Annotated in this window: 18 protein-coding genes and 1 tRNA gene; 11 read left to right on the plus strand and 8 right to left on the minus strand. The window is 67.7% G+C overall.

The features are described from left to right. Positions 1–70 precede the first annotated feature (70 nt). Positions 71–592: a DUF488 domain-containing protein gene (locus tag A5698_RS23750; protein ID WP_068301933.1), complete on the plus strand. Its 522-nt coding sequence runs from the start codon at positions 71–73 to the stop codon at positions 590–592. A 13-nt stretch (positions 593–605) separates the two neighbouring features. On the opposite strand, the gene A5698_RS23755 is transcribed toward A5698_RS23750, so the two are convergent. Further along, a tRNA-Sec gene (locus tag A5698_RS23755) sits at positions 606–700 on the minus strand. Between the two features lie 51 nt (positions 701–751). Between A5698_RS23755 and selD the strand changes: the two genes are divergently transcribed. Continuing rightward, positions 752–1,744 carry a selenide, water dikinase SelD gene (gene selD / locus A5698_RS23760; RefSeq protein ID WP_068302060.1) on the plus strand — a complete coding sequence of 331 codons (993 nt, stop codon included), beginning with the start codon at positions 752–754 and terminating at the stop codon, positions 1,742–1,744. A gap of 3 nt (positions 1,745–1,747) precedes the next feature. Here the strand turns inward: selD and A5698_RS23765 are convergent, their stop codons facing one another. From A5698_RS23765 to stpK7, 3 genes are all read right to left on the minus strand, one after another. Next, positions 1,748–2,224, minus strand: coding sequence for a DUF5994 family protein (locus tag A5698_RS23765; protein ID WP_068301937.1), 477 nt, complete (start codon positions 2,222–2,224; stop codon positions 1,748–1,750). Beyond that, positions 2,221–2,355, minus strand: coding sequence for a hypothetical protein (locus A5698_RS29775; protein WP_286144614.1), 135 nt, complete (start codon positions 2,353–2,355; stop codon positions 2,221–2,223). The genes A5698_RS23765 and A5698_RS29775 overlap by 4 nt, the downstream gene beginning before the upstream one ends. A 145-nt stretch (positions 2,356–2,500) precedes the next feature. Beyond that, positions 2,501–4,303 (minus strand): serine/threonine protein kinase StpK7, encoded by a 1,803-nt coding sequence (stpK7, locus tag A5698_RS23770; protein ID WP_068301939.1) that lies wholly within the window; start codon positions 4,301–4,303, stop codon positions 2,501–2,503. Positions 4,304–4,634: 331 nt separating this feature from the next. On the opposite strand from stpK7, the gene A5698_RS23775 reads away from it, so the two are divergent. Both A5698_RS23775 and A5698_RS23780 read left to right on the plus strand, forming a co-directional pair. Then, positions 4,635–5,222, plus strand: coding sequence for an Rv1733c family protein (locus A5698_RS23775; protein WP_068301940.1), 588 nt, complete (start codon positions 4,635–4,637; stop codon positions 5,220–5,222). Positions 5,223–5,289: 67 nt separating this feature from the next. Next, the gene (locus A5698_RS23780; protein WP_068301942.1) at positions 5,290–5,784 is read left to right on the plus strand and encodes a hypothetical protein; all 495 of its coding nucleotides are present in this window, start codon (positions 5,290–5,292) and stop codon (positions 5,782–5,784) included. Here A5698_RS23780 and A5698_RS23785 read toward each other — a convergent pair whose 3' ends face one another. After that, positions 5,785–7,170 carry a cytochrome P450 gene (locus A5698_RS23785; protein WP_068301945.1) on the minus strand — a complete coding sequence of 462 codons (1,386 nt, stop codon included), beginning with the start codon at positions 7,168–7,170 and terminating at the stop codon, positions 5,785–5,787. A gap of 126 nt (positions 7,171–7,296) precedes the next feature. Here A5698_RS23785 and A5698_RS23790 point away from each other — a divergent pair, with 126 nt between their 5' ends. The 5 genes from A5698_RS23790 to A5698_RS23810 all read left to right on the plus strand — a co-directional run bounded on the left by A5698_RS23790 (position 7,297) and on the right by A5698_RS23810 (position 14,178). Beyond that, entirely contained in the window at positions 7,297–8,214 is a 918-nt protein-coding gene (locus tag A5698_RS23790; RefSeq protein WP_068301947.1) for a quinone oxidoreductase family protein, read from the plus strand. Continuing rightward, complete coding sequence (locus tag A5698_RS23795; RefSeq protein WP_068301949.1) at positions 8,211–9,668, plus strand: aldehyde dehydrogenase family protein; 1,458 nt, start codon at positions 8,211–8,213, stop codon at positions 9,666–9,668. The genes A5698_RS23790 and A5698_RS23795 overlap by 4 nt, the downstream gene beginning before the upstream one ends. 106 nt (positions 9,669–9,774) lie before the next feature. Next, positions 9,775–12,150, plus strand: coding sequence for a lysylphosphatidylglycerol synthase transmembrane domain-containing protein (locus tag A5698_RS23800; protein ID WP_068301952.1), 2,376 nt, complete (start codon positions 9,775–9,777; stop codon positions 12,148–12,150). 124 nt (positions 12,151–12,274) lie between these two features. Next, the gene (locus A5698_RS23805; RefSeq protein WP_068301956.1) at positions 12,275–13,219 is read left to right on the plus strand and encodes a cyclopropane mycolic acid synthase family methyltransferase; all 945 of its coding nucleotides are present in this window, start codon (positions 12,275–12,277) and stop codon (positions 13,217–13,219) included. 107 nt (positions 13,220–13,326) lie between these two features. Then, a complete protein-coding gene (locus tag A5698_RS23810) occupies positions 13,327–14,178 on the plus strand; it encodes a cyclopropane mycolic acid synthase family methyltransferase (protein ID WP_067086410.1) in 852 nt (283 codons plus the stop codon). A 52-nt stretch (positions 14,179–14,230) separates the two neighbouring features. On the opposite strand, the gene A5698_RS23815 is transcribed toward A5698_RS23810, so the two are convergent. Continuing rightward, positions 14,231–15,481 carry a KasA/KasB family beta-ketoacyl-ACP synthase gene (locus A5698_RS23815; protein ID WP_068301957.1) on the minus strand — a complete coding sequence of 417 codons (1,251 nt, stop codon included), beginning with the start codon at positions 15,479–15,481 and terminating at the stop codon, positions 14,231–14,233. A gap of 81 nt (positions 15,482–15,562) precedes the next feature. Here A5698_RS23815 and A5698_RS23820 point away from each other — a divergent pair, with 81 nt between their 5' ends. Together A5698_RS23820 and A5698_RS23825 are read left to right on the plus strand one after the other, a co-directional pair. Beyond that, the gene (locus tag A5698_RS23820) at positions 15,563–15,949 is read left to right on the plus strand and encodes a DUF2237 family protein (RefSeq protein WP_068301960.1); all 387 of its coding nucleotides are present in this window, start codon (positions 15,563–15,565) and stop codon (positions 15,947–15,949) included. 53 nt (positions 15,950–16,002) lie between these two features. After that, complete coding sequence (locus tag A5698_RS23825) at positions 16,003–16,485, plus strand: hypothetical protein (protein WP_068301963.1); 483 nt, start codon at positions 16,003–16,005, stop codon at positions 16,483–16,485. Positions 16,486–16,500: 15 nt separating this feature from the next. On the opposite strand, the gene A5698_RS23830 is transcribed toward A5698_RS23825, so the two are convergent. Then, positions 16,501–17,355, minus strand: a complete 855-nt coding sequence (locus A5698_RS23830; RefSeq protein WP_068301968.1) for a phytanoyl-CoA dioxygenase family protein — start codon at positions 17,353–17,355, stop codon at positions 16,501–16,503. Positions 17,356–17,521: 166 nt separating this feature from the next. Next, positions 17,522–19,036 carry a carotenoid oxygenase family protein gene (locus A5698_RS23835; RefSeq protein WP_231967511.1) on the minus strand — a complete coding sequence of 505 codons (1,515 nt, stop codon included), beginning with the start codon at positions 19,034–19,036 and terminating at the stop codon, positions 17,522–17,524. Positions 19,037–19,098 lie beyond the last annotated feature (62 nt).

Genomic DNA, 19,098 nt, shown 5'->3' on the forward strand with positions numbered 1-19,098 from the left:
TACGTGCGCAATGCGACGGTCGCATGCAGCCATCATGGCGCAACGCGGTCGATCGGGTACACACGGTGGTGTGTTGACGTCGGTGGGCCACGGTGCGCTCGACAGGTCGGAGCTCGTCCGACTGTTGGGCGGGGCGGAGGTCGAGGCGCTCGTCGACATCCGTCGCTACCCGAACAGCCGGCACAACCCCGACGTGGCGACCGCCGCGATCACCGAGTGGGCCGCAGACGCCGGGCTGGCCTACCGCTGGGAGCAGCGGCTCGGCGGACGCCGCAGCCTGCCCGCCGGCGCCGAGCCCGAGGACCCGTGGTGGCGCGTCAAGCAGTTCGCCGCGTACGCCGCATACACGCGCACCGACGAGTTCGCAGACGCGCTGGGCGAGCTGGTGGAGCAGTCGCAGGACCGGCACACCGCGATGATGTGCAGCGAGTCGGTGTGGTGGCGCTGCCACCGACGCATCGTCGCCGACGTGGCGGTGCTGCGGTTCGAGGTGCCGGTCGCTCATCTCATGCACGATGGCCGTCTCGTACCGCACACGCCGTCGGAGGGCGCGCGAATCCGCGGCGACGGGCTCGTGGTGTGGGACGGGTGATCAGCCTCGAAGGTGGCGGAGGCGGACGGGAATCGAACCCGCCAGCGACAGGATCTGCCGCTCAGCGATTTTGAAGACCGCGCCGGTCACCAGACCGGATACGCCTCCCTGACCCACCGCACGATCATGCCAGGCAGCATAGAGGCTGTGACGGAGCAGATGACCTACCGACTGACCCAGTACGCGCACGGCGGCGGCTGCGCGTGCAAGATCCCGCCCGGTGAGCTCGAGGACGCGGTGCGTGGCCTGACGGGCGCGGCGCCGCGCGATCCGGTCGGTGAACTGCTGGTGGGCCTCGACGACGGCGACGATGCGGCCGCGGTGCGCATCGACGGGGACGTGGCGTTGATCGCGACGACGGACTTCTTCACCCCGGTCGTCGACGACCCGTACGACTGGGGCCGGATCGCGGCGACCAACGCGCTGTCGGACGTGTACGCAATGGGCGGGCGGCCGGTCGTCGCGCTGAACCTACTGGGCTGGCCGCGCGAGGTGCTGCCGTTCGAGTTGGTCGGCGAGGTGTTGCGGGGCGGGCTGGACGTGTGCGGGGCCGCGGGTTGTCATTTGGCCGGCGGGCACAGCGTCGACGACCCCGAACCGAAGTACGGGCTGGCCGTCACGGGTATCGCGGATCCGAATCGGTTGCTGCGCAACGATGCAGGCAAGCCCGGGGTTCCGTTGTCGTTGACGAAGCCGCTTGGCGTCGGGGTGCTCAACAGTCGGCACAAGAATACGGGCGAGCGGTTCCCGGAGGCGATCGCGGTGATGACGACACTCAACGCCGACGCCGCACAAGCCGCCGTCGATTCCGGTGCCGAATGCGCCACCGACGTAACGGGTTTCGGGCTTCTCGGGCACCTGCACAAGTTGGCCCGCGCCAGCGGCGTGACCGCGGTGATCGACAGTGCGGCGGTGCCATACATCGACGGCGCGCGAGATGCGTTGGCGCAGGGCTATGTCAGCGGTGGGACGCGGCGCAACCTCGAGTGGGTGGCACCGCACGTCGACCTGAGCGCGGTCGACAAAGACGAGGCGCTGCTGCTGGCGGATGCGCAGACGTCGGGCGGATTGCTGGTCGCCGGGGAGATTCCGGGCGCGCCGGTGATCGGCGAACTGGTGCCGCGGGGTGAGCACACGATCGTCGTGCGCTGAGGCCTATGCGCGGGCGGCCCACGCCGCGCTGTCGGACTGCGCGTCGCGGATGACGGTGCCGGCGGCTTCGAGCCACTGGTGGCATTCCGGCGAACCGTCACCCGGCCTGCCGACCGCGCACCGCATGACCATCGCGCCGAGCGCGGGTGTTATCATATGCGGTATCACAAGGAGTTTCGCCGACGCTGAGCGTCCAACGACGACCATCAGGCGATGTGCGCGGCGGGGTCCGGGATTCTTGGTTCGCGTGCTCGACAGGATCGAGTTGAAGTCCAGCGTGCCGTCGGTGGCCGCCCAGTTCACTCGGAGATCGACGACCTCGCCGAGTGTCTTGTGCAGGGTCTCGATCAGCTCGGGCAGTTCACCGGCCACCGAGCCCGTGTGGGGCCACCAGGCACCGTCGATATCGGAGCCGAGCTGCGATGCGAGCACAAGCCGGACCGGCCGGGCCAGCCGACGCGTGCCCGTCAGGCCGTTCACGACGACGGGTTGGACGAACCGCGATCGGGGCGGTCGGAGAACACAGGATTGGTGACGGGTTCGGTGGAGCGGTCGTGGTTCGAGACGAACTCAGGCTCCTGAGGGTGTGAGAACAGGTCGTTCGACTGCATAGAGCAAGTCCTTCGTTACGTTCCGCAGCGGCCGAGTCGGAAGGGGCGCGCGGTATCAATTTCGCAGTTCCAACGTGTCGAGAGATGGCTGCTAACCGGAGACGGTCTGACTCCAGGCTACACGTAGCGCTTCGACCGGTGGCGGTCAGCGGGTGGCGCCGTTGATCTGCGGTGTCGAGATCATGCCCTTCTCGACGCCCCACATCACCGCGATCGTGCGGTACTCGCCGGTGGAGATCAGGTGCGCCAACGCCTGGCGCAGCGACTCGGCCAGCGCGGACCCCTTGGGCACCGGCCAGCCGTACGGCGCCGAGTAGAACACGTCTCCGGCGGCCTCCAGCGCGCCGCCAGAGGTCTTGATCGCGAATCCGGCGACCGGCGAGTCGGTGGCCATGGCGTCGACCTCGCCGTTGATCAGCGCCTTCGTCAGGTCGTCCTGCGTCACGTAGACGACCTTGTCAATCGGGGCCGACCCGTCGGCGACGCAGTCCTCGCTCTTGTCCGGGATCTCCTCGGTCTCCTGAAGCGTCGCGTAGGCGACGCCGATGCGAAGGCCGCACGCGTCGGCGGGAGTGATGTCGGAACCGGCCCGCTGTGCCCACAGCGTGCCCGCCTGGAAGTAGGTGACGAAGTCGACCGACTCCTCGCGTTCCTTGGTGTCGGTCACCGACGACATGCCGACGTTGAAGTCGCCGGCCCGCACCGACGGCAGGATCGCCTCGAACGCGGTTTCGCGGTATTCGGGGACCAGGCCCAGTGTCCGCGCGATCGCATTCATCAGATCGACGTCGAAGCCGACGATCTGACCGTCCGCGTCCTTGAATTCGTTTGGCGCATAAGGAGTGTTGACGCCGATGACGAGCTTGCCCGTGGACCGGATCTCCTCGGGCACCGTCGCCGCGATCGACTCCACCGCACCGTCGGCGGCGGTCGGCGGCGTCGTGGTCTCCTCGATGCCGGCCGCTTTCGCGCTGCCGTCCTGGCCGCCGCGCCACTGCAGCACACCGAACGTGCCCAACGCCGCGAGCAGCACCACGGCCGCGGCCACCGCCAACGCCCTGCGCGGCACCCGCCTCTCGCGTGCCGGTGCCCGTCGCGCCTGGTGCCTGCCGCTGCCCGCGGTGCGCACCGGCGCGTTGAGCGCCCGGCGGGCGGCGGCGGCAAGGCCACCGGCCGTCTGGTAGCGCTTGGCCGGCGACTTGGCCATGCCCTTGGCGATGACCTCGTCGAAGGCCGCCAACCGCGGATCGACCGCCGAGGGCTTCGGCACGTCCTTGTTCATGTGGCCGGCGATCTGCTGCTCGAGGCTGTCGGCGGGATAGGGCCGCACGCCGGTCAGGCATTCGTAGAGCACGCAGGCCAACGCGTAGATGTCGGCGGTCTGGTCGACCGGTTTGCCCTCGAAGCGCTCGGGGGCCATGTACGCCATCGTGCCGAGGGTGCTGCCCGCGGTGGTCAGCCCCTTATCGCCCGCGCTGCGCGCCAGCCCGAAGTCGATGAGGTACACGAATTGGTGTTCGGTGACCAGGATGTTCGACGGTTTGATGTCGCGGTGGATCAGGCCCGTCGCGTGCGCGGAGTCGAGGGCCATCGCCACCTGCTCGACGATCTTGACCGCCAGCGTCGTGTCGAGCGGTTTCTTACCGGCCTCGTTGAGGATCGTGCCGAGGTTGCGGCCCTCGATGAGGCGCATGTCGAGATAGAGACGGCCATCGATCTCGCCGAAGCCGTGGATGGGCACGACGTGCGGGTCGTTGAGCCCCGCTGCGGCCTGTGATTCGCGCCGGAACCGCTGCTGGAAGGTCTCGTCGGCGGCCATGCTGGGCGGCAGCACCTTGAGCGCGACGACGCGGTCGGTCTTGGTGTCGTAAGCGCGATAGACCTCGCCCATACCGCCGCGGCCGATCAATTCCTGCAGCTGGTAGTGCCCGAATGGTGTTGCGTCCACCGTCTCTATTAACCCCTCGACAGCGGCCAACCCCGCATCGTGTGTCGATTGAAGTTACATCATGTTTGCCAGAATCTCTTAATAATCCCGGCCGTTCCGCGGGTGCGGCCTCGGGCCTGCCGCGCTCCGGTTTCCGGCGGGGTGGCTGGGGTCTGCGGGTGAGGTTGCTGCGCATTGCCGGCAGTGTGCGCACGGTCGCGGGGCCGCGAAAGTGCGCAGAGTGCTGTTCTTTCGCGGTATGTCGTGTGCAGACACGCACGCTCGCGGAAGGTGGGCAACAGGTTTGGATGGGCGGGGGCGGTCAATTCCTCGGGCGACCGAGGGAGGCACCATGCAGACGGTCCAATGCGGATGGTGGCACTGGCGGATGACCCAGGCGATCGGTCGCAATCCCCTGGTCCGGATGACCGACCGCGTCGAGACCTTCGTGATGGTGATGGCGGTGATGGCGTCGCTGATCGCCATACCGGTGGCCGGGGCGATGGCCACCGCGATCCACGAAGAGCGGGGCCGCGCGTATGTCGCCGAAGCGCAGCACCGGCAAGCCGTCACGGCCACCGTCACCGCGACGAGCGCCACGCTTCGAGGCACCGATGTGGCTGTCGTACAAGCCAATTGGCAGTTCGCGGGTGTTCAGCGCACGGAGCGCTTCCGCTGGGACCAGCCGGTCAAGGCGGGGCAGACGATCCAGATCTCGGTCTATCCCGACGGTCGGCGGGCGCCGCCACTGGACCCGTGGTGGCGCGCAGGGGTCGACGCCTCGGTCGCGGCGGTGTCGTTCTGGCTCGCGGTGACGGCGGTGTCGGCGATGCTCGTCGCCGTCGCCAGGCCATGCCTGAGGCGTGTGCGGTATGCGGCCTGGGACCGCGACATCGCCAGCCTCGCCGACGGTGGCGGCACGCAGCACCGACGCCCCTGACCGCACCGCCCGCGCCCCGCGAGGCATTCGAGGTTTGAGCTTTGCCCTCGGTGGTAAAAGCACCGGCATGTTGACCAACCTGAAGAAGTATTCACCGCTTTTGGTGGCCGGCGCGGCGGCAGCCGCGATCGCAGCCGCGCCTGCTGGCTTTGCTTCGCCGTCGTTCGTTCCGACCGGTGGCCCCTCGGGCTGCGTCGACTCCGCAGGCACGGGTTGCGCGGCTCCCGCGCCGGCGCCCGCACCCGCTCCGGCCCCCGCGCCGGGTGTGTGGACGCCGCCGCCTCCCGGTGCTCCCGCTGCTGCGGGCGCCGTCCCGGGTGGACCGGCCGGTGTTGCCGGACCCGAGGGCGCTGCGGGTGCCATTCCCGGCGGCCCCGCGGGTGCTGCCGGACCGGAAGGCGCGACCGGCGCCATTCCGGGCGGACCGGGCGGTACGGCCGGACCGCAGGGCGCCGCGGGTGCGATTCCCGGCGGACCGTCCGGCGCAGCAGGCCCGCAGGGCGCCGCCGGCTGCATCCCCGGAGTCGGTTGCGGCAGCGTGCCGGCGACCGACGTTCCCTGATCAGTTCTGATTCGCGGGTGACGTGTCGGCGGTGGCGGGTCTTGATGCAGCTTGACCCGCTGCCGTCGGCACGGCAATCTTCTTCGCCGACACGGTGATTCGGGCGCCGCGGTGCGGCGTCATGATAACGTGCTTGAGCTTCTGCCGCTCCCCGGCGGAAGTGGTGGTCGTCAGCTCGACGCGGCGTAGCACCTCCCCCAGCACCACGCGCATTTCCACCATCGCGAATCCCGCACCCAGACAACGCCGATTGCCGCCGCCGAACGGCAGCCACGTCGTCGGGCTCAGCGTCGCGCCGACCATCCGATCCGGGTCGAAACGGTCGGGCTCGGGATAGATATCGGCGTCGTCGTGCACCAGCGTGATGCTCGGAACCACCATGACGCCCGCGGGTAGCCGGTGGCCGGCGATCTCGACCGGCTCGGTGAGGATTCGACCGACGTCGGGTACGACCGGGCGGTTGCGCAGAGTCTCCTTGGCGATCGCGTCGAGATACTCGTCGTCGCCGGATTCCGCCGCCCGCACCGCTTTTGCGAGCACATCCGGGTGACGGGTCAATCGCTCCAAGGCCCAGGACAACCCGGTCGCCGTGGTGTCATGCCCGGCGACCAGCAGCGTCATCAACTGGTCGCGCAGCTCGCGGTCGCTCATCCCGGCCCCGTCGTCCACCCCGGCCCGCACCAGCATCGCGAGCGCATCGGTGCGCGAGTCGAGGTCGGGATCGGCACGCCGGTCGGCGATCTCGGCGTACAACAGCTCGTCGGCGTGGTCCATGTTGCTCCGCAACCGTTGCCACAGGCGGTGTTTCAACAGTTTTGGTTTCGCGATCGCCATCGACGCCCACGGCCCGATGTTCAGCAGCTTCGGCATCACCTCACGCAACACGGCCAGTCGCTCGGGGTCGCTGGCGCCTATCACGGTCCGCAGGATCACCTCGAGGGTGATCTCCGACATCTTCGGCGCCACCGGAAACGGCTTGCCCACCGGCCATCCGGCGATGTTCTGCGCGGCGATCTCGGCCATCACACCCGCCTGGCGCGCCACCGCGTCACGGTGGAACGGCGCCATCATCAACCGTCGGCGCTCGCGGTGCACCTCGTCGTCGACGACCAGCACCGAACTCTCCCCCAGCAGCCCGCCCAGCATCGAATTCGCTTCGCCCGCATGGTAGATCCGCGGATCACCGGCGAAGACGGTCTTGATGTCGGCCGGGTCGGCGAGGTAGACCATCGAGCCGACCATGGAATTCGTCAACGTGAACACGTTGCCGTAGCGGCGCTGGCACAGCGAGACCATTTGCGGCCACCACCGCATCATCAGCAACAGGATCGCGAACGATGGCAGCCGAGGACCCGGCGGTAGAGCCGACGGCGTTGTTGGACTCATGCCTAATAGCGTACGAGCGGCGCGCGCGAAATGGAACAGCTGACGCGCATCGCTTTGTGACGCATCCCCCGCATAACACCGTCAGCACCGGGTAGCCCGCTCGTGAACCAATACGGAAGGAAACACATGCGCGCCGCAGTGCTCGAAGCGCCCGGAGAGACACCGACGGTCAAGGACTTCGACGAACCCGACGGCACCGACGTCGTCGACGTCCGCCTCGCCGGCTGCAATCCGGTCGATTTGGCTCTGGCGTCTGGCCAGATGGGCGAACCCGTCACCCCGTCGGTCGTAGGCAAGGAAGGCATCGGCACCACATCCGACGGCAAGCGAGTGTATTTCGATTCGCCACCGGCGCCGTTCGGGTCCTGGGCCCAGCGATGTCGCGTCGATCCTGCGCTGACGTTTCCCGTTCCCGACGGCGTCGACGACGACCTGGCCGTAGCGCTCGGCATCGCGGGCCTGGCGGCGTGGCTGCCGTTGACCCGGCACGCCGACGTCTCGGGCGGCAAGACCGTCCTGGTGCTCGGCGCCACCGGGGTGGTTGGCCACATCGCCGTGCAGGCCGCCAAGCTGCTCGGCGCAGGCCGGGTGGTCGGCGCCGGCCGCAACCCCGACGCACTGGACAAGGCGCGCGGTCTCGGTGCCGACGCCGTGGTCCGCCTCGGTGAGGGCGACGACGCAGCGGCGCTCGAGAAAGAGGCCGGCGACGGCTACGACGTCGTCCTCGACATGATCTACGGCGACCCGTTTCTCGCGGCGCTCGACGCGACCGCCGTCGGCGCGACGCTGATCACCGTCGGGCAGGGCGCCGGACCGACCGCGGCCGCCCCGTTCGCCAAGCTGATGGGCCGCACCCACATCGGCCACATGAACAACCTGATGGGCGCCGACGTGATGCGCTCAGGCTACGAAGAACTCCTCGAGCACGCCGCCGACGGGCGCATCGCCGTCGACACCGAGCGCTATCCCCTCGACGAGGCTCCCCGCGCCTGGCAGGCCCAGGCCGACGGCCCGCACACCAAGATCGGAATCGAGATCTCATGAGCACCTACCCCGATTTCGACACCATGCCGATCGGCAAGCAGTGGCGCGGCGGCTCGTCCGGCAGGACCAAGCAGGACACCGACCCCTACACCGGCGACGTGCTGACCGAGATCCCACAGGCCGACGCCGACGACCTCGACGAGGCCTACGCGATTGCTGAAGACGCGCAACGGGATTGGGCCGCACATCCACCCATGGCCCGCGCGGAGGTGATGCGCAACGCCGCCGATGTGATGGGCGCCCGCAAGGACGAGATCACCGACTGGCTCATCCGCGAGTCCGGCGGCACCGTCGCCAAGGCCGAACTCGAGTGGAGCCTGGTGCGTTCGGTCCTGTGGGAGGCCGCCTCGATGCCCCACCACGTCGAGGGCAAGATCATGCCCTCCGACATCCCGGGCAAGGAGAGTCGCATCTACCGCGAGCCCGTCGGGGTCGTCGCGGTGATCTCGCCGTGGAACTTCCCGATGCAGCTGTCCAACCGCTCCGTGGCGCCCGCGCTGGCGGTCGGCAACGCGGTGGTGCTCAAACCGGCGGGCGACACCCCGGTCACCGGCGGCCTGCTGCTCGCGCGAATCCTCGAAGAAGCCGGCCTGCCGCCGGGCCTGTTGTCCGTGGTCGTCGGCTCCGGCTCGGACATCGGCGATGCGATCGTGGCGCACCCGACACCGCGCGTTGTCTCGTTCACCGGGTCGACGCCCGTCGGCGAGGGCATCGCCGCGAAGGCCGGCATCAAGCGCACCGCGCTCGAACTGGGCGGCAACGGTCCGATCGTCGTGCTCGAGGACGCCGACCTGGACCTCGCCGTGGGTGCGGCGGTGTTCGGCTCGTTCTTCCACCAGGGCCAGATCTGCATGATCGGCAACCGCACGATCGTCGACGCTCGCGTGTTCGACGAGTTCCTCGAGCGCTTCGTCGACCGGACCAAACAGCTGACGGTCGGCGATCCCCGCGATCCGGACACCCAGCTCGGGCCGATCATCAACACCTCGCAGCTCGAGTCCATCCAGGACAAGCTCGAGCGCGCCCGCCGCGACGGCGCGTCCGTGCTGACCGGCGGCGATCCCTTCGGTCCGACCGGCCAGTGCCTGCCCCCGCACATCCTCACCGGCTCCAACGATGTGGCGACCGCGCGCGAGGAGGTGTTCGGGCCGGTGATGACCGTCATCCGCGCCGACGGCGACGAGGACGCGCTGCGGCTGGCCAACGCCACCGAGTACGGGCTGTCGTCGGCGGTCTTCAGCCGCGACGTCGAGCGCGCCGTGCGCTTCGCCCGCCGCATCGACACCGGCATGACCCATGTCAACGACGCGCCGGTCAACGACGACGCCAACACCGCGTTCGGCGGGGAGAAGGCGTCCGGCATCGGCCGGTTCGGCGGCCAGTGGGCCGTCGACGAGTTCACCACCGAACACTGGATCTCCGTCCAGCACGAGCCGAGGCAGTACGCGATCTGATCTCGAGGTCCCCCGATCGGCCAATGAGCCGTTTCCGAACGGTCAACGGCTAAGTTGTCGGCGGGTCGCTACCGACGTGGCCCCGGATCGGGAAGATCGTTGATACATGCGCGTTGACGGACGGGACATCACCGTCTCGGGCAGCCTGCTGCAACCGTTGACGCGGCGCACCAACGACATCGTTCGCGTCGTGCTGGCCGCGCTGTTCCTCGCGGTCGTCATCACCGGATCCGTGATCACCCGCAACGAGTGGGTGGCGCTCGAACGTTCGATCTCCGAGATCGTCGCGGTGCTGACCCCGACCCAAGCCAACCTGGTCTACCTCGTCTACGGCGTCGCGATCGTCGCGCTGCCGTTCGTGATCCTGGTCAGCCTGATCCTCTCGCGCCAGTGGAAGCTGCTCGGCGCGTACGCCGCGGCCGCCGCCATCGCCGGATCCGCGCTGTCCATCAGCGGTTTCGGGCTGACCGCGCCGCGCTGGCACTTCGACCTGTCGGACCGGCTTGACACCTTCGCCTCGCAGTTCGTCGACGACCCTCGTTGGATCGCGATGCTCGCCGCGGTGCTCACCGTCTCCGGTCCGTGGCTGCCGGCTCGCTGGCGACGCTGGTGGTGGACGCTGCTGCTGGCGTTCGTGCCGATCCACCTGGTGGTCAGCGCGGTCGTTCCGGCCCGCTCACTCGTGGGGTTGGCCGCCGGCTGGTTCGTCGGCGCGCTGGTGGTGCTCGTCGTGGGCACCCCCGGGCTGGAGGTGCCGCTCGACGGCGCCGTGCGGGCGATGGCAGGGCGCGGTTGCGTCGTCACCGGTCTACGGGTGCTGCGGCCGGCCGGCGCCGGACCACTGGTGCTCAACGCGACCTGCGAGGAGCAGCAGGCCACGGCAGTGATGGAGCTGTACGGCCCGCACCAGCGCGGCGGCGGTGTGCTGCTGCAGCTGTGGCGCAAGGTGCGGTTCCGCGACCGCGAGACCGCGCCGCTGCACGCGTCGATGCGCCGCCTCGTCGAACACCGCGCGCTGATGGCCATCGCGATCGGCGAGCTCAAGATCGCCAACACCTCCACGATCGCCGTCGCCGCCCTGGATCGCGGCTGGACGCTGTACGCGCACACCCCGCCCCGCGGCATCCCGATCAGCGACTGTGTGGACTCGATGCCCGTCAGCCGGGTGTGGGAGTCGCTACGCGAACTGCACGACTGCCAGATCTCGCATGGTGACCTGCGCAGCAGCGAGATCACCGTCGACGACGACGCGGTGCTGTTCAGTGGCTTCGACAACGCTGAGTACGGCGCCACCGACGCCCAGTTGCGCAGCGACATCGCCCAGCTGTTGGTGACGACGACACATCTCTACGACGCGCAGTCGGCGGTGCGGGCCGCGATCGACGCCTTCGGCAAGGACACGGTGCTGAGCGCGTCGCGGCGGCTGACCATGGCCGCGGTGCCGTTGCGGATCCGCAGTTCGGTGACCGGCGCCAAGGCCGTCATCTCCGCCGCACGCGAGGAGGTCAAGCGCCAGGCCCGCGTCGACGAGATCCGCGCCGAGACGGTCACACGCTTCACCCGCAGCCAGGTGATCCAGCTGGTGCTGCTGGCCGCACTGGTCTACGTCGCCTACCCGTTCCTGTCCTCGGTGCCGACGTTTATCACCGAACTGCGCACGGCGAACTGGTGGTGGGCACTGCTGGGCCTTGCCGCGTCGAGTTTGACGTATCTCGGTGCGGCAGCGGCACTTTGGGCATGCGCCGACGGGCTGGTCACCCTGTGGGGGCTGGTCGTCATGCAGGTGGCCAACAAGTTCGCCGCAACGACGACGCCCGCCGGTGTGGGAGGACTGGCGCTGTCGGCTCGCTATCTGCAGAAGGGCGGCGTCAGCCCGATGCGCGCAACCACCGCCGTCGCACTGCAGCAGTCGGTTCAGGTGATCACCCACCTGGGGCTGCTCATCTTCTTCTCCACCGCGGCGGGCGTGTCGGCGGACCTGTCGCGCTTCGTTCCGAACGTGACGCTGCTGTATCTGATCGGCGGGCTGCTGCTCGGGCTGGTCGGCACGTTCCTGTTGGTGCCGAAGCTGCGGCGGTGGTTGGCGACGGCGGTGCGGCCGCGGCTCGAGGAGGTAGTCGGCCACCTCATCGCGCTCGCGCGGGAACCGCGGCGGCTGGCGGTGATAATGGCCGGGTGTGCGGCCACGACGCTGGGCAACGCGTTCGCCCTGTGGGCGGCGATCGAGGCGTTCGGGGGCGACACCTCGTTCATCACCGTGACGGTGGTGACGATGGTGGGCGGCACGCTGGCCTCGGCCGCGCCGACGCCCGGCGGTATCGGGGCCGTCGAGGCGGCGCTGATCGGCGGATTGGCCGCGTTCGGCATGGCCGCATCGGTCGCCGTGCCGTCGGTTCTGCTGTATCGGGTGCTGACGACGTGGCTGCCGGTGTTCGTCGGTTGGCAGGTGATGCGCTGGATGACCAGGAATTCGAAAATCTAGGGCAAATGTCGTGGTGCCACCCCCCGACACCGTCATCGTCGGAGGTACTGTTTCTCACATCGTGTCGAACAGAACTGCGCGATTAGCCGAATATTCGTCCGTCGATCAGTTTTAAGGGTGGACCGTGGCAGGAACCTCAGATACACAGCAGAGCTCGACACTGCAGGCGCAGTCGAAGTGGCTGTCCAAATCCGCGTCGGAGACCCGTGGCTCGGACAAGAAGGAAGTCCAGTTCCACTACGACATCTCCAACGAATTCTTCAGGCTGTGGCAAGACCCCTCGCAGACCTACAGCTGCGCGTACTTCGAGAAGGACGACTACACCCTCGAACAGGCGCAGCAGGCGAAGGTCGATCTCTCGCTCGGAAAGCTGGGCCTGCAGCCAGGTATGACGCTGCTGGACATCGGCTGCGGCTGGGGCTCGACGATCCAGCGGGCGGTGGAGAAGTACGACGTCAACGTGATCGGTTTGACGCTCTCGGAGAACCAGAAGCGCCATATCGAGGAAAACCGGTTCGCCAACATCAAGAGCGACCGCAAGATGGAAGTTCGCCTGCAGCCGTGGGAGGAGTTCGAGGGCCGGGTCGACCGGATCGTGTCGATCGGTGCGTTCGAGCACTTCGGCTTCAACAAGTACGACGACTACTTCAAGAAGACCTTCAGCTGGATGCCCGACGACGGCGTGATGATGCTACACACGATCATCATTCCCGAGGATGAGGAGATCAAGGCAAAAGGCCTGCCGCTGACCATGTCCCGGGTGAGATTCATCAAGTTCATCATGGACGAGATCTACCCCGGCGGACGTTTGCCACTGGCATCGATGGTGCGTGAGCACGCAAACAAGGCGGGCTACACCGTCACCCGCGAGCAGCACCTGCAGCCGCACTACGTCAAGACGCTCGATACCTGGGCAGCGAACCTGGAAGCCAAGAAGGACGAGGCGATCGCGATCACCTCCGAGCAGATCTACGAGCGTTTCCGCAAATACCTGACCGGTTGCGCCGATCTTTTCCGCGACGGGTACACCGACGTCGCTCAGTTCACGTGCGAGAAGGCGGCTGCTTAGCCGGGTTAGCGAAAGTGCGATATAAAACTTGGTCGTTACGGGGTCGTCGGGGTCGCGTAATCGCATAGGAGGCCAAAGAGATGTCGGATGGTTCGGGGATGACGACGATGAAGGTCGCGTACGAAGACGTACAAGCCCACTACGACCTCTCGAACGATTTCTTTGGTCTCTTCCAGGACCCGACGCGGACCTACAGCTGTGCGTACTACGAGCGCGATGACATGACGCTCGAAGAGGCGCAGTACGCCAAGATCGATCGTGCCCTTCGCAAGCTCGACCTGAAGCCGGGGATGACGCTGCTCGACGTCGGTTGCGGCTGGGGCTCGGTGATGAAACGCGCGATCGAGACCTACGACGTCAACGTCGTCGGGCTGACGCTGAGCCGCAACCAGCACGCGCTCGGCCAGCAGATCCTCGACGCGGTCGACACGAACCGCTCCCGGCGCGTGCTGCTCAAGGGCTGGGAGGAGTTCGACGAGCCCGTCGACCGCATCGTGTCGATCGAGGCGTTCGAGGCATGGCCGAAGTCGAAGTACAAGGCGTTCTTCGACACCTGCTACCGCGTGATGCCCGACGACGGCCGGATGGTGCTGCAGACGATCATGGGGCACCCGCTCAAGCGCTGGCCCGAGCTCGGCATCCCGATCGTGATGTCGGACCTGAAGTTCATGCGGTTCATCGCCAAGGAGATCTTCCCCGGCGGCGCCGTGCCGTGCGACGAGGACGTCTACGAATACGGCGGGAACGCCGGCTTCACGGTCGCGGACTTCGACGACATGACCACGCACTACGTGCGGACGCTGGACACGTGGGCCGACGACCTGGAGGCCGCCAAGGACAAGGCGATCGCGGCCACGTCGCAGGAGGTCTACGACCGCTACATGAAGTACCTGCGCGGCTGCTCGGACTTCTTCTCGCGAAACGTCAGCTACGTCGGTCAGTTCACGCTGACCAAGTAAGCGATTTGTGTGCGTTTCGGCGCGGTGAGCGCTCGGAAACGCACACAAGTCCCTAGTAAGCGCCGAACGCCAGGGAGACGTTGTAGCCGCCGAGCCCGAACGAGTTGGTGACCGCGTAGCGGTAGTCGCTGCTGCGTGGGTTCTCGGCGACGACGTCGAGGTCGATCTGCGGGTCGAGATCCTTGAGGTTGAGCGTGGGCGGGACAACCCCGTCGCGCAGCGCCTGAACCGTCAGCACGGCCTCGATGGCGCCCGCGGCACCCAGGGAGTGGCCCAGCGCCGCCTTGGGCGCGTACACCGCCGGGGAATGTTCACCGAACGCCTTGCGGATGGCCCGCGCCTCCGCCAGGTCTCCGTGGACGGTGCCGGTGGCGTGCGCGTTGATGTGGTCGATGTCGGCCGGTGCCAGGCCGGCCAGGTCAATCGCCCGGCTGATCGCGTCGCTGGCCCGTTCCCCGTCGGGGTCGGGTTCGGTGATGTCATAAGCGTCTGAGGTCATCCCCGCGCCCATCAGACGGGCCAGCGGCTTTGCCCCGCGCGCCTTGGCGTGCTCCTCGGTTTCGATGAGCATCAGCGCGCCGCCCTCACCGAACACCATGCCGTCGCGGTCCTTGTCGAAGGGCCGGCAGGCGCCCGAGGGGTCGTCGTTGTTGGTCGACAACAGATTCTGCAGGTCGAACGCCGCGACCGGCACCGCCTCGATGTGGGTCTCGACCCCGCCGCAGATCACCACGTCGGCCTCGCCGAGGACGAGCTGTCGCCACGCCAGCGCGATGGCCGCGGCGCCCGAGGCATCGGCCATCACCGGCGATATGACGCCGGCTTTCGCCTTGCGGTCCAGCCCGACTGCGGCGGCCGCGCCGTTGGGCATGTACATCTGGATCGTCAGCGGGGACACCGCGCGCAGGCCCTTCTGCCGCCAGAGGTCGTGCTGTAGCGGGATCTCCTCGGTGCTGCCCAGCGCGAGCCCGACCGATACCGCCAGCCTGCGAGTGTCGACGTCGGGGTTGCCCGCGATGTCCCAGAGCCGACGGCTCAAGACCGTGGACATCTTCTGCATGTACGACGTACGGCGGCGCTCGACGCGGTCGAGCTGTTCGTCGAGATCCTCGAGGATCGTGCCCCCGATGCGCACCGGAGAGTCGAACTCGTCGATGAACCACTTGTCGAGCGCCCGGATGCCGCTGCGGCCCTGCTGGAGCAGCTGCCAGGTCTCTTCGGCGTCGGTGGCCAGCGATGTCGTCGAGACGACCGCGGTCACAACGATGTCGGGGAATCCGTCGCCAGTCCTGAGCGCGGCCATGCCGGATGCTCCTCGTCTGATCGCCTGAAAACTTTCGGGTAGTACTGAATATTAGGACCCCTCTGAGACGATGGACGAATCGTGGTTGAACTCAATGTGCTCGGCGAGCCGCTGGAGCCGTGCAGTTCCGACCCGCTGACCGGGTTCTACCGCGACGGGTGCTGCTCGACCGGCCCGGAGGATCTCGGCAGCCACACCATCTGCGCCGTGGTGACCGCGGAGTTCCTGCTGCATCAGCGGTCGATCGGCAACGACCTGTCGACCCCGCGCCCGGAGTACCGCTTTCCCGGTCTGCAGCCGGGTGACCGGTGGTGCGTCACCGCGGTGAACTGGCTCAAGGCCTATCAGGACGGCTTCGCCGCGCCGGTGGTCCTGGCGTCGACGCATGAGCGCACGCTCGAGATCATCTCGCTCGAGGCGCTGCGCGAACACGCCGTCGACGTGCCCGACGACCTCGGGTCGCTGTAGCCCACTTTCGTCAGAACGGCGTCAGCGCGACCGGCCCGTCCTACCGTGAACCCATGGCAGAACAATCCCCCGCTGTGGAGCCGTCGCATCCACCGGACAAGGTGCTGCGAATCGTGAATCCGCTGATCGGCAGATTGCTGCGGACTCCCTTGGCGGGGCCGCTGCGCAGTCGCATGATGGTGATCGACGTCGTCGGCCGCAAGAGCGGGCGTCAGTACTCAATTCCGGTGAGCGCGCACAGGATTGACGGGGAGCTGTATGCGCTGACCGCGGCGTCCTGGAAGAACAACTTCCGCGACGGGGCCACCGCCGACGTGGTGCTCGACGGCCGGACGACGAAGATGCGCGGTGAACTGCTGACCGACACCGCGCTCGTCGCCGAGTTGTCGCACCGCTGCGCGAAGGCCTGGGGACCCAAGCGCGCGCCGGCGATGATGGGGCTGAAGTTCCGCGACGGCGGCATTCCGTCGGTCGAGGATTTCGCCGACGTGGTCCGCCGGGAGCGGATGGCCGCGGTGCGGTTCAGTCCCGTGTAGCGAATTGGGTTGCGGTCAGGGCTCTTCGAGGAGCCTCAGCGGATGCAGCCCGTCGACCGCGCCGACGAACGGCGGGTGGATGCTGTAGCCGATCATCCGACGGATGTCGTCGGACACCGCCCGCGCGGTGTCGCGAGGTATCGACAGGGTGAACGCCTCCATCGGCCGAAGCCACGGCTGGCAGTACTGGGCGGTGACGGCGAGTCGGTCGGTGTCGGTGGTGTTCGCGCCGCCGCCGTGCCAGAGCGTGCCGACGAAGAAGACGCACGAGCCCGCGGGCATGACGACGGGCATCGCTGGGTCGTCCGGTTCGGGGCGGCGCCTGCCCCAGCGGTGGCTGCCGGGATAGAGCACGGTGGCGCCGTTGTCGGCGGTGAAGTCGTCGATCGCCCAGATCGTCGCGGCCGCAAGCGGGTCGCGCGGCCGCGGGATCGGATAGAAGCCGTCGTCGTGGTGGGCCATCTGGGCGGTCTCACCAGGCTGGATGTTGATGGCCTGCAACGCCGACAGCAGGTAGTTGTCCATGAGCAACCGGTCGAGGACCGCCAGCACCCGCGGATGGTCGACCAGCCGATCGCAGACCCGCGTCCTGCTCAGCAGGCTGTAGACGCGCTGGGTGTGCCGCCCCTCGAACGCGTTGCGCCCGGTGTGCGCGAGCCACGGCGCGACCGTCTCTTTGATCTGCCGGCACTCGTCGGCGCTGAGCAGGTTCTCCCAGATGAGGTAGCCGTCGCGGTCGAGGGACGCCATGTCGGCGTCGACGACCGCCTGGTCCACCTCGGCGCCGCCGGTCGGAGTCCACTTGTATCGGCGTGCCAGATCGCCGCGCAGGTCCTCGAGTGTGGTGACGGGTTCGTCGTCGATGCTCATCAGCAGCCCTCCCCTGCGTTCGGTCGGCCTATGCAAACACTGAACCTCGCTGCGGCACGGGTCAAGGACCTCGGGGGCTGGGCCTGGGGGCTCGTTTGTGAATATGACGACGGACTTGGGTGCGAGAACGTCGTCAGATTCACAAACGGCGCCCGCTACAACGGTTTCAGCGGGGGCGCGGGGCGAAGTTGCCGTGGAAGCCCTGCGGGATGTGGTGGCGCAGGTTGGCGGCGGCGATCGGACCGGCGGCGATGTCGGCGGCGTCGAAGATTACCAGGCGCGACGTGTGCGTGCGCGCCTGGTATTCGACGGAGAGCACCCAGCCGTCGTCCTCTGCGGTCGCGTTGGGTTTGGCGGCGAATACCGGCTCGCAGAAGCTGTTTCCGGCCTCGGGCGTGGTGTATGTCGACGCGGAGGAGTCGCTCAGGTCGAGTCTGGTGATCGAGTCGTAGAACGAAACCAGATGGTGGCGCGTGTTGACGTAGGCGTACCGATGTTGACGACCTTCGACTGCGTCGTTGTGACGGGGGAATTCGCAGGGAAGATCGGACAGCGCTTCGGCGATGACGCGTCCCGACCGTGTGAGGCGGTAGCGCATGAACGTCGAAGGGGCGTCGTCGAGGGGTGCGACGTGGAAGCGGTTGAGCCGCTGTAGGAGTCGGCCGTCGTCGTAAGTGATCGCGTCGATGACGGTGTCGCCGTCGTCGTCGTAGGCGTTGCTGAGGTGGAACATCAGGACGGCGTCGTATTCGATGGTGCGGATCTTGCCGCCGTCCCGCGGCACCAGGACGAATACGCTGCCGCGCTCGGGTCGGTACCGCATGGCGTCGCCCATCGGCTTGAGCCCCAACACGACCGGCAGCGCGGCCGGGATGATCGGTGAAACCACGAACACCAGATGGCTTTCCGTCAGCGCGAAGTCGTGCACCATGGCGACGTAGGGCAGCCGCGCCGAGCGGAAGTGCTTCAGCCGACCCGTCGGATCGGTGCGATAGATCCGTAGGTGCGGCCTCGGGATGAACTCGACGCCGAAGTTGAACATCTCGCCGGATCGCGGGCAGAAGCACGGGTGCGCTGAATACGAACCCACCCAGCGCAATTCGCCGCCGAACCGGCGGACACCGATGGTTTCCAGTGTCTCGGGATCGATCTCGTGCGGCGGTCCGCCTTCCCACAAGGCGTACAGCCGGCCGGCGTGCTCGACGACGTTGGTATTGGCCAGATTCGGTGGGAGGCGACCGATGTTGGACTTGATGCCGCCGGGCGCGGCAGTGCCCATGTGGTTGAGGCCGGTCTTGCCGAGATAGTGGTTGGTCCGCACGTACCGGTTCTTGTAGTGAACGGCGCCGTCGGCAATGGTGAAGGCCGACAGCATGCCGTCGCCGTCGAAGAGGTGATATAGAGGCCGACCGCTGTGGTCCTGCCAGCGGCCGGGGCCGTTGCGGTACAGGGTTCCGTCGAGCTCGGCCGGGATGGTCCCGCCGATGTCGTCGACCCGGTAGTCGTATTCGGTTAGTTGCGGCTCGCTGACGCCGAGGCTTCGGAGGTCGGCATCGTTGAGGGTCGCGAGTTGGGTCATCAGCTGGTCGCGCTCGCTGACCTGCAGGGTCCCGAGATAGCGGTGGAGTTCGGGGAGATGGGGCCCGCCGGTCGACGCGCCGGGCATGGACGTTTGGGTCACCGCGCGCTCCTCTACTGAGACTAATCCGGAATCTAGTCTCAGTTCGGGGGCGGGCGCAATGG

The sequence above is a fragment of the Mycobacterium sp. E136 genome, from assembly GCF_001666865.1.
Lineage (GTDB): Bacteria > Actinomycetota > Actinomycetes > Mycobacteriales > Mycobacteriaceae > Mycobacterium.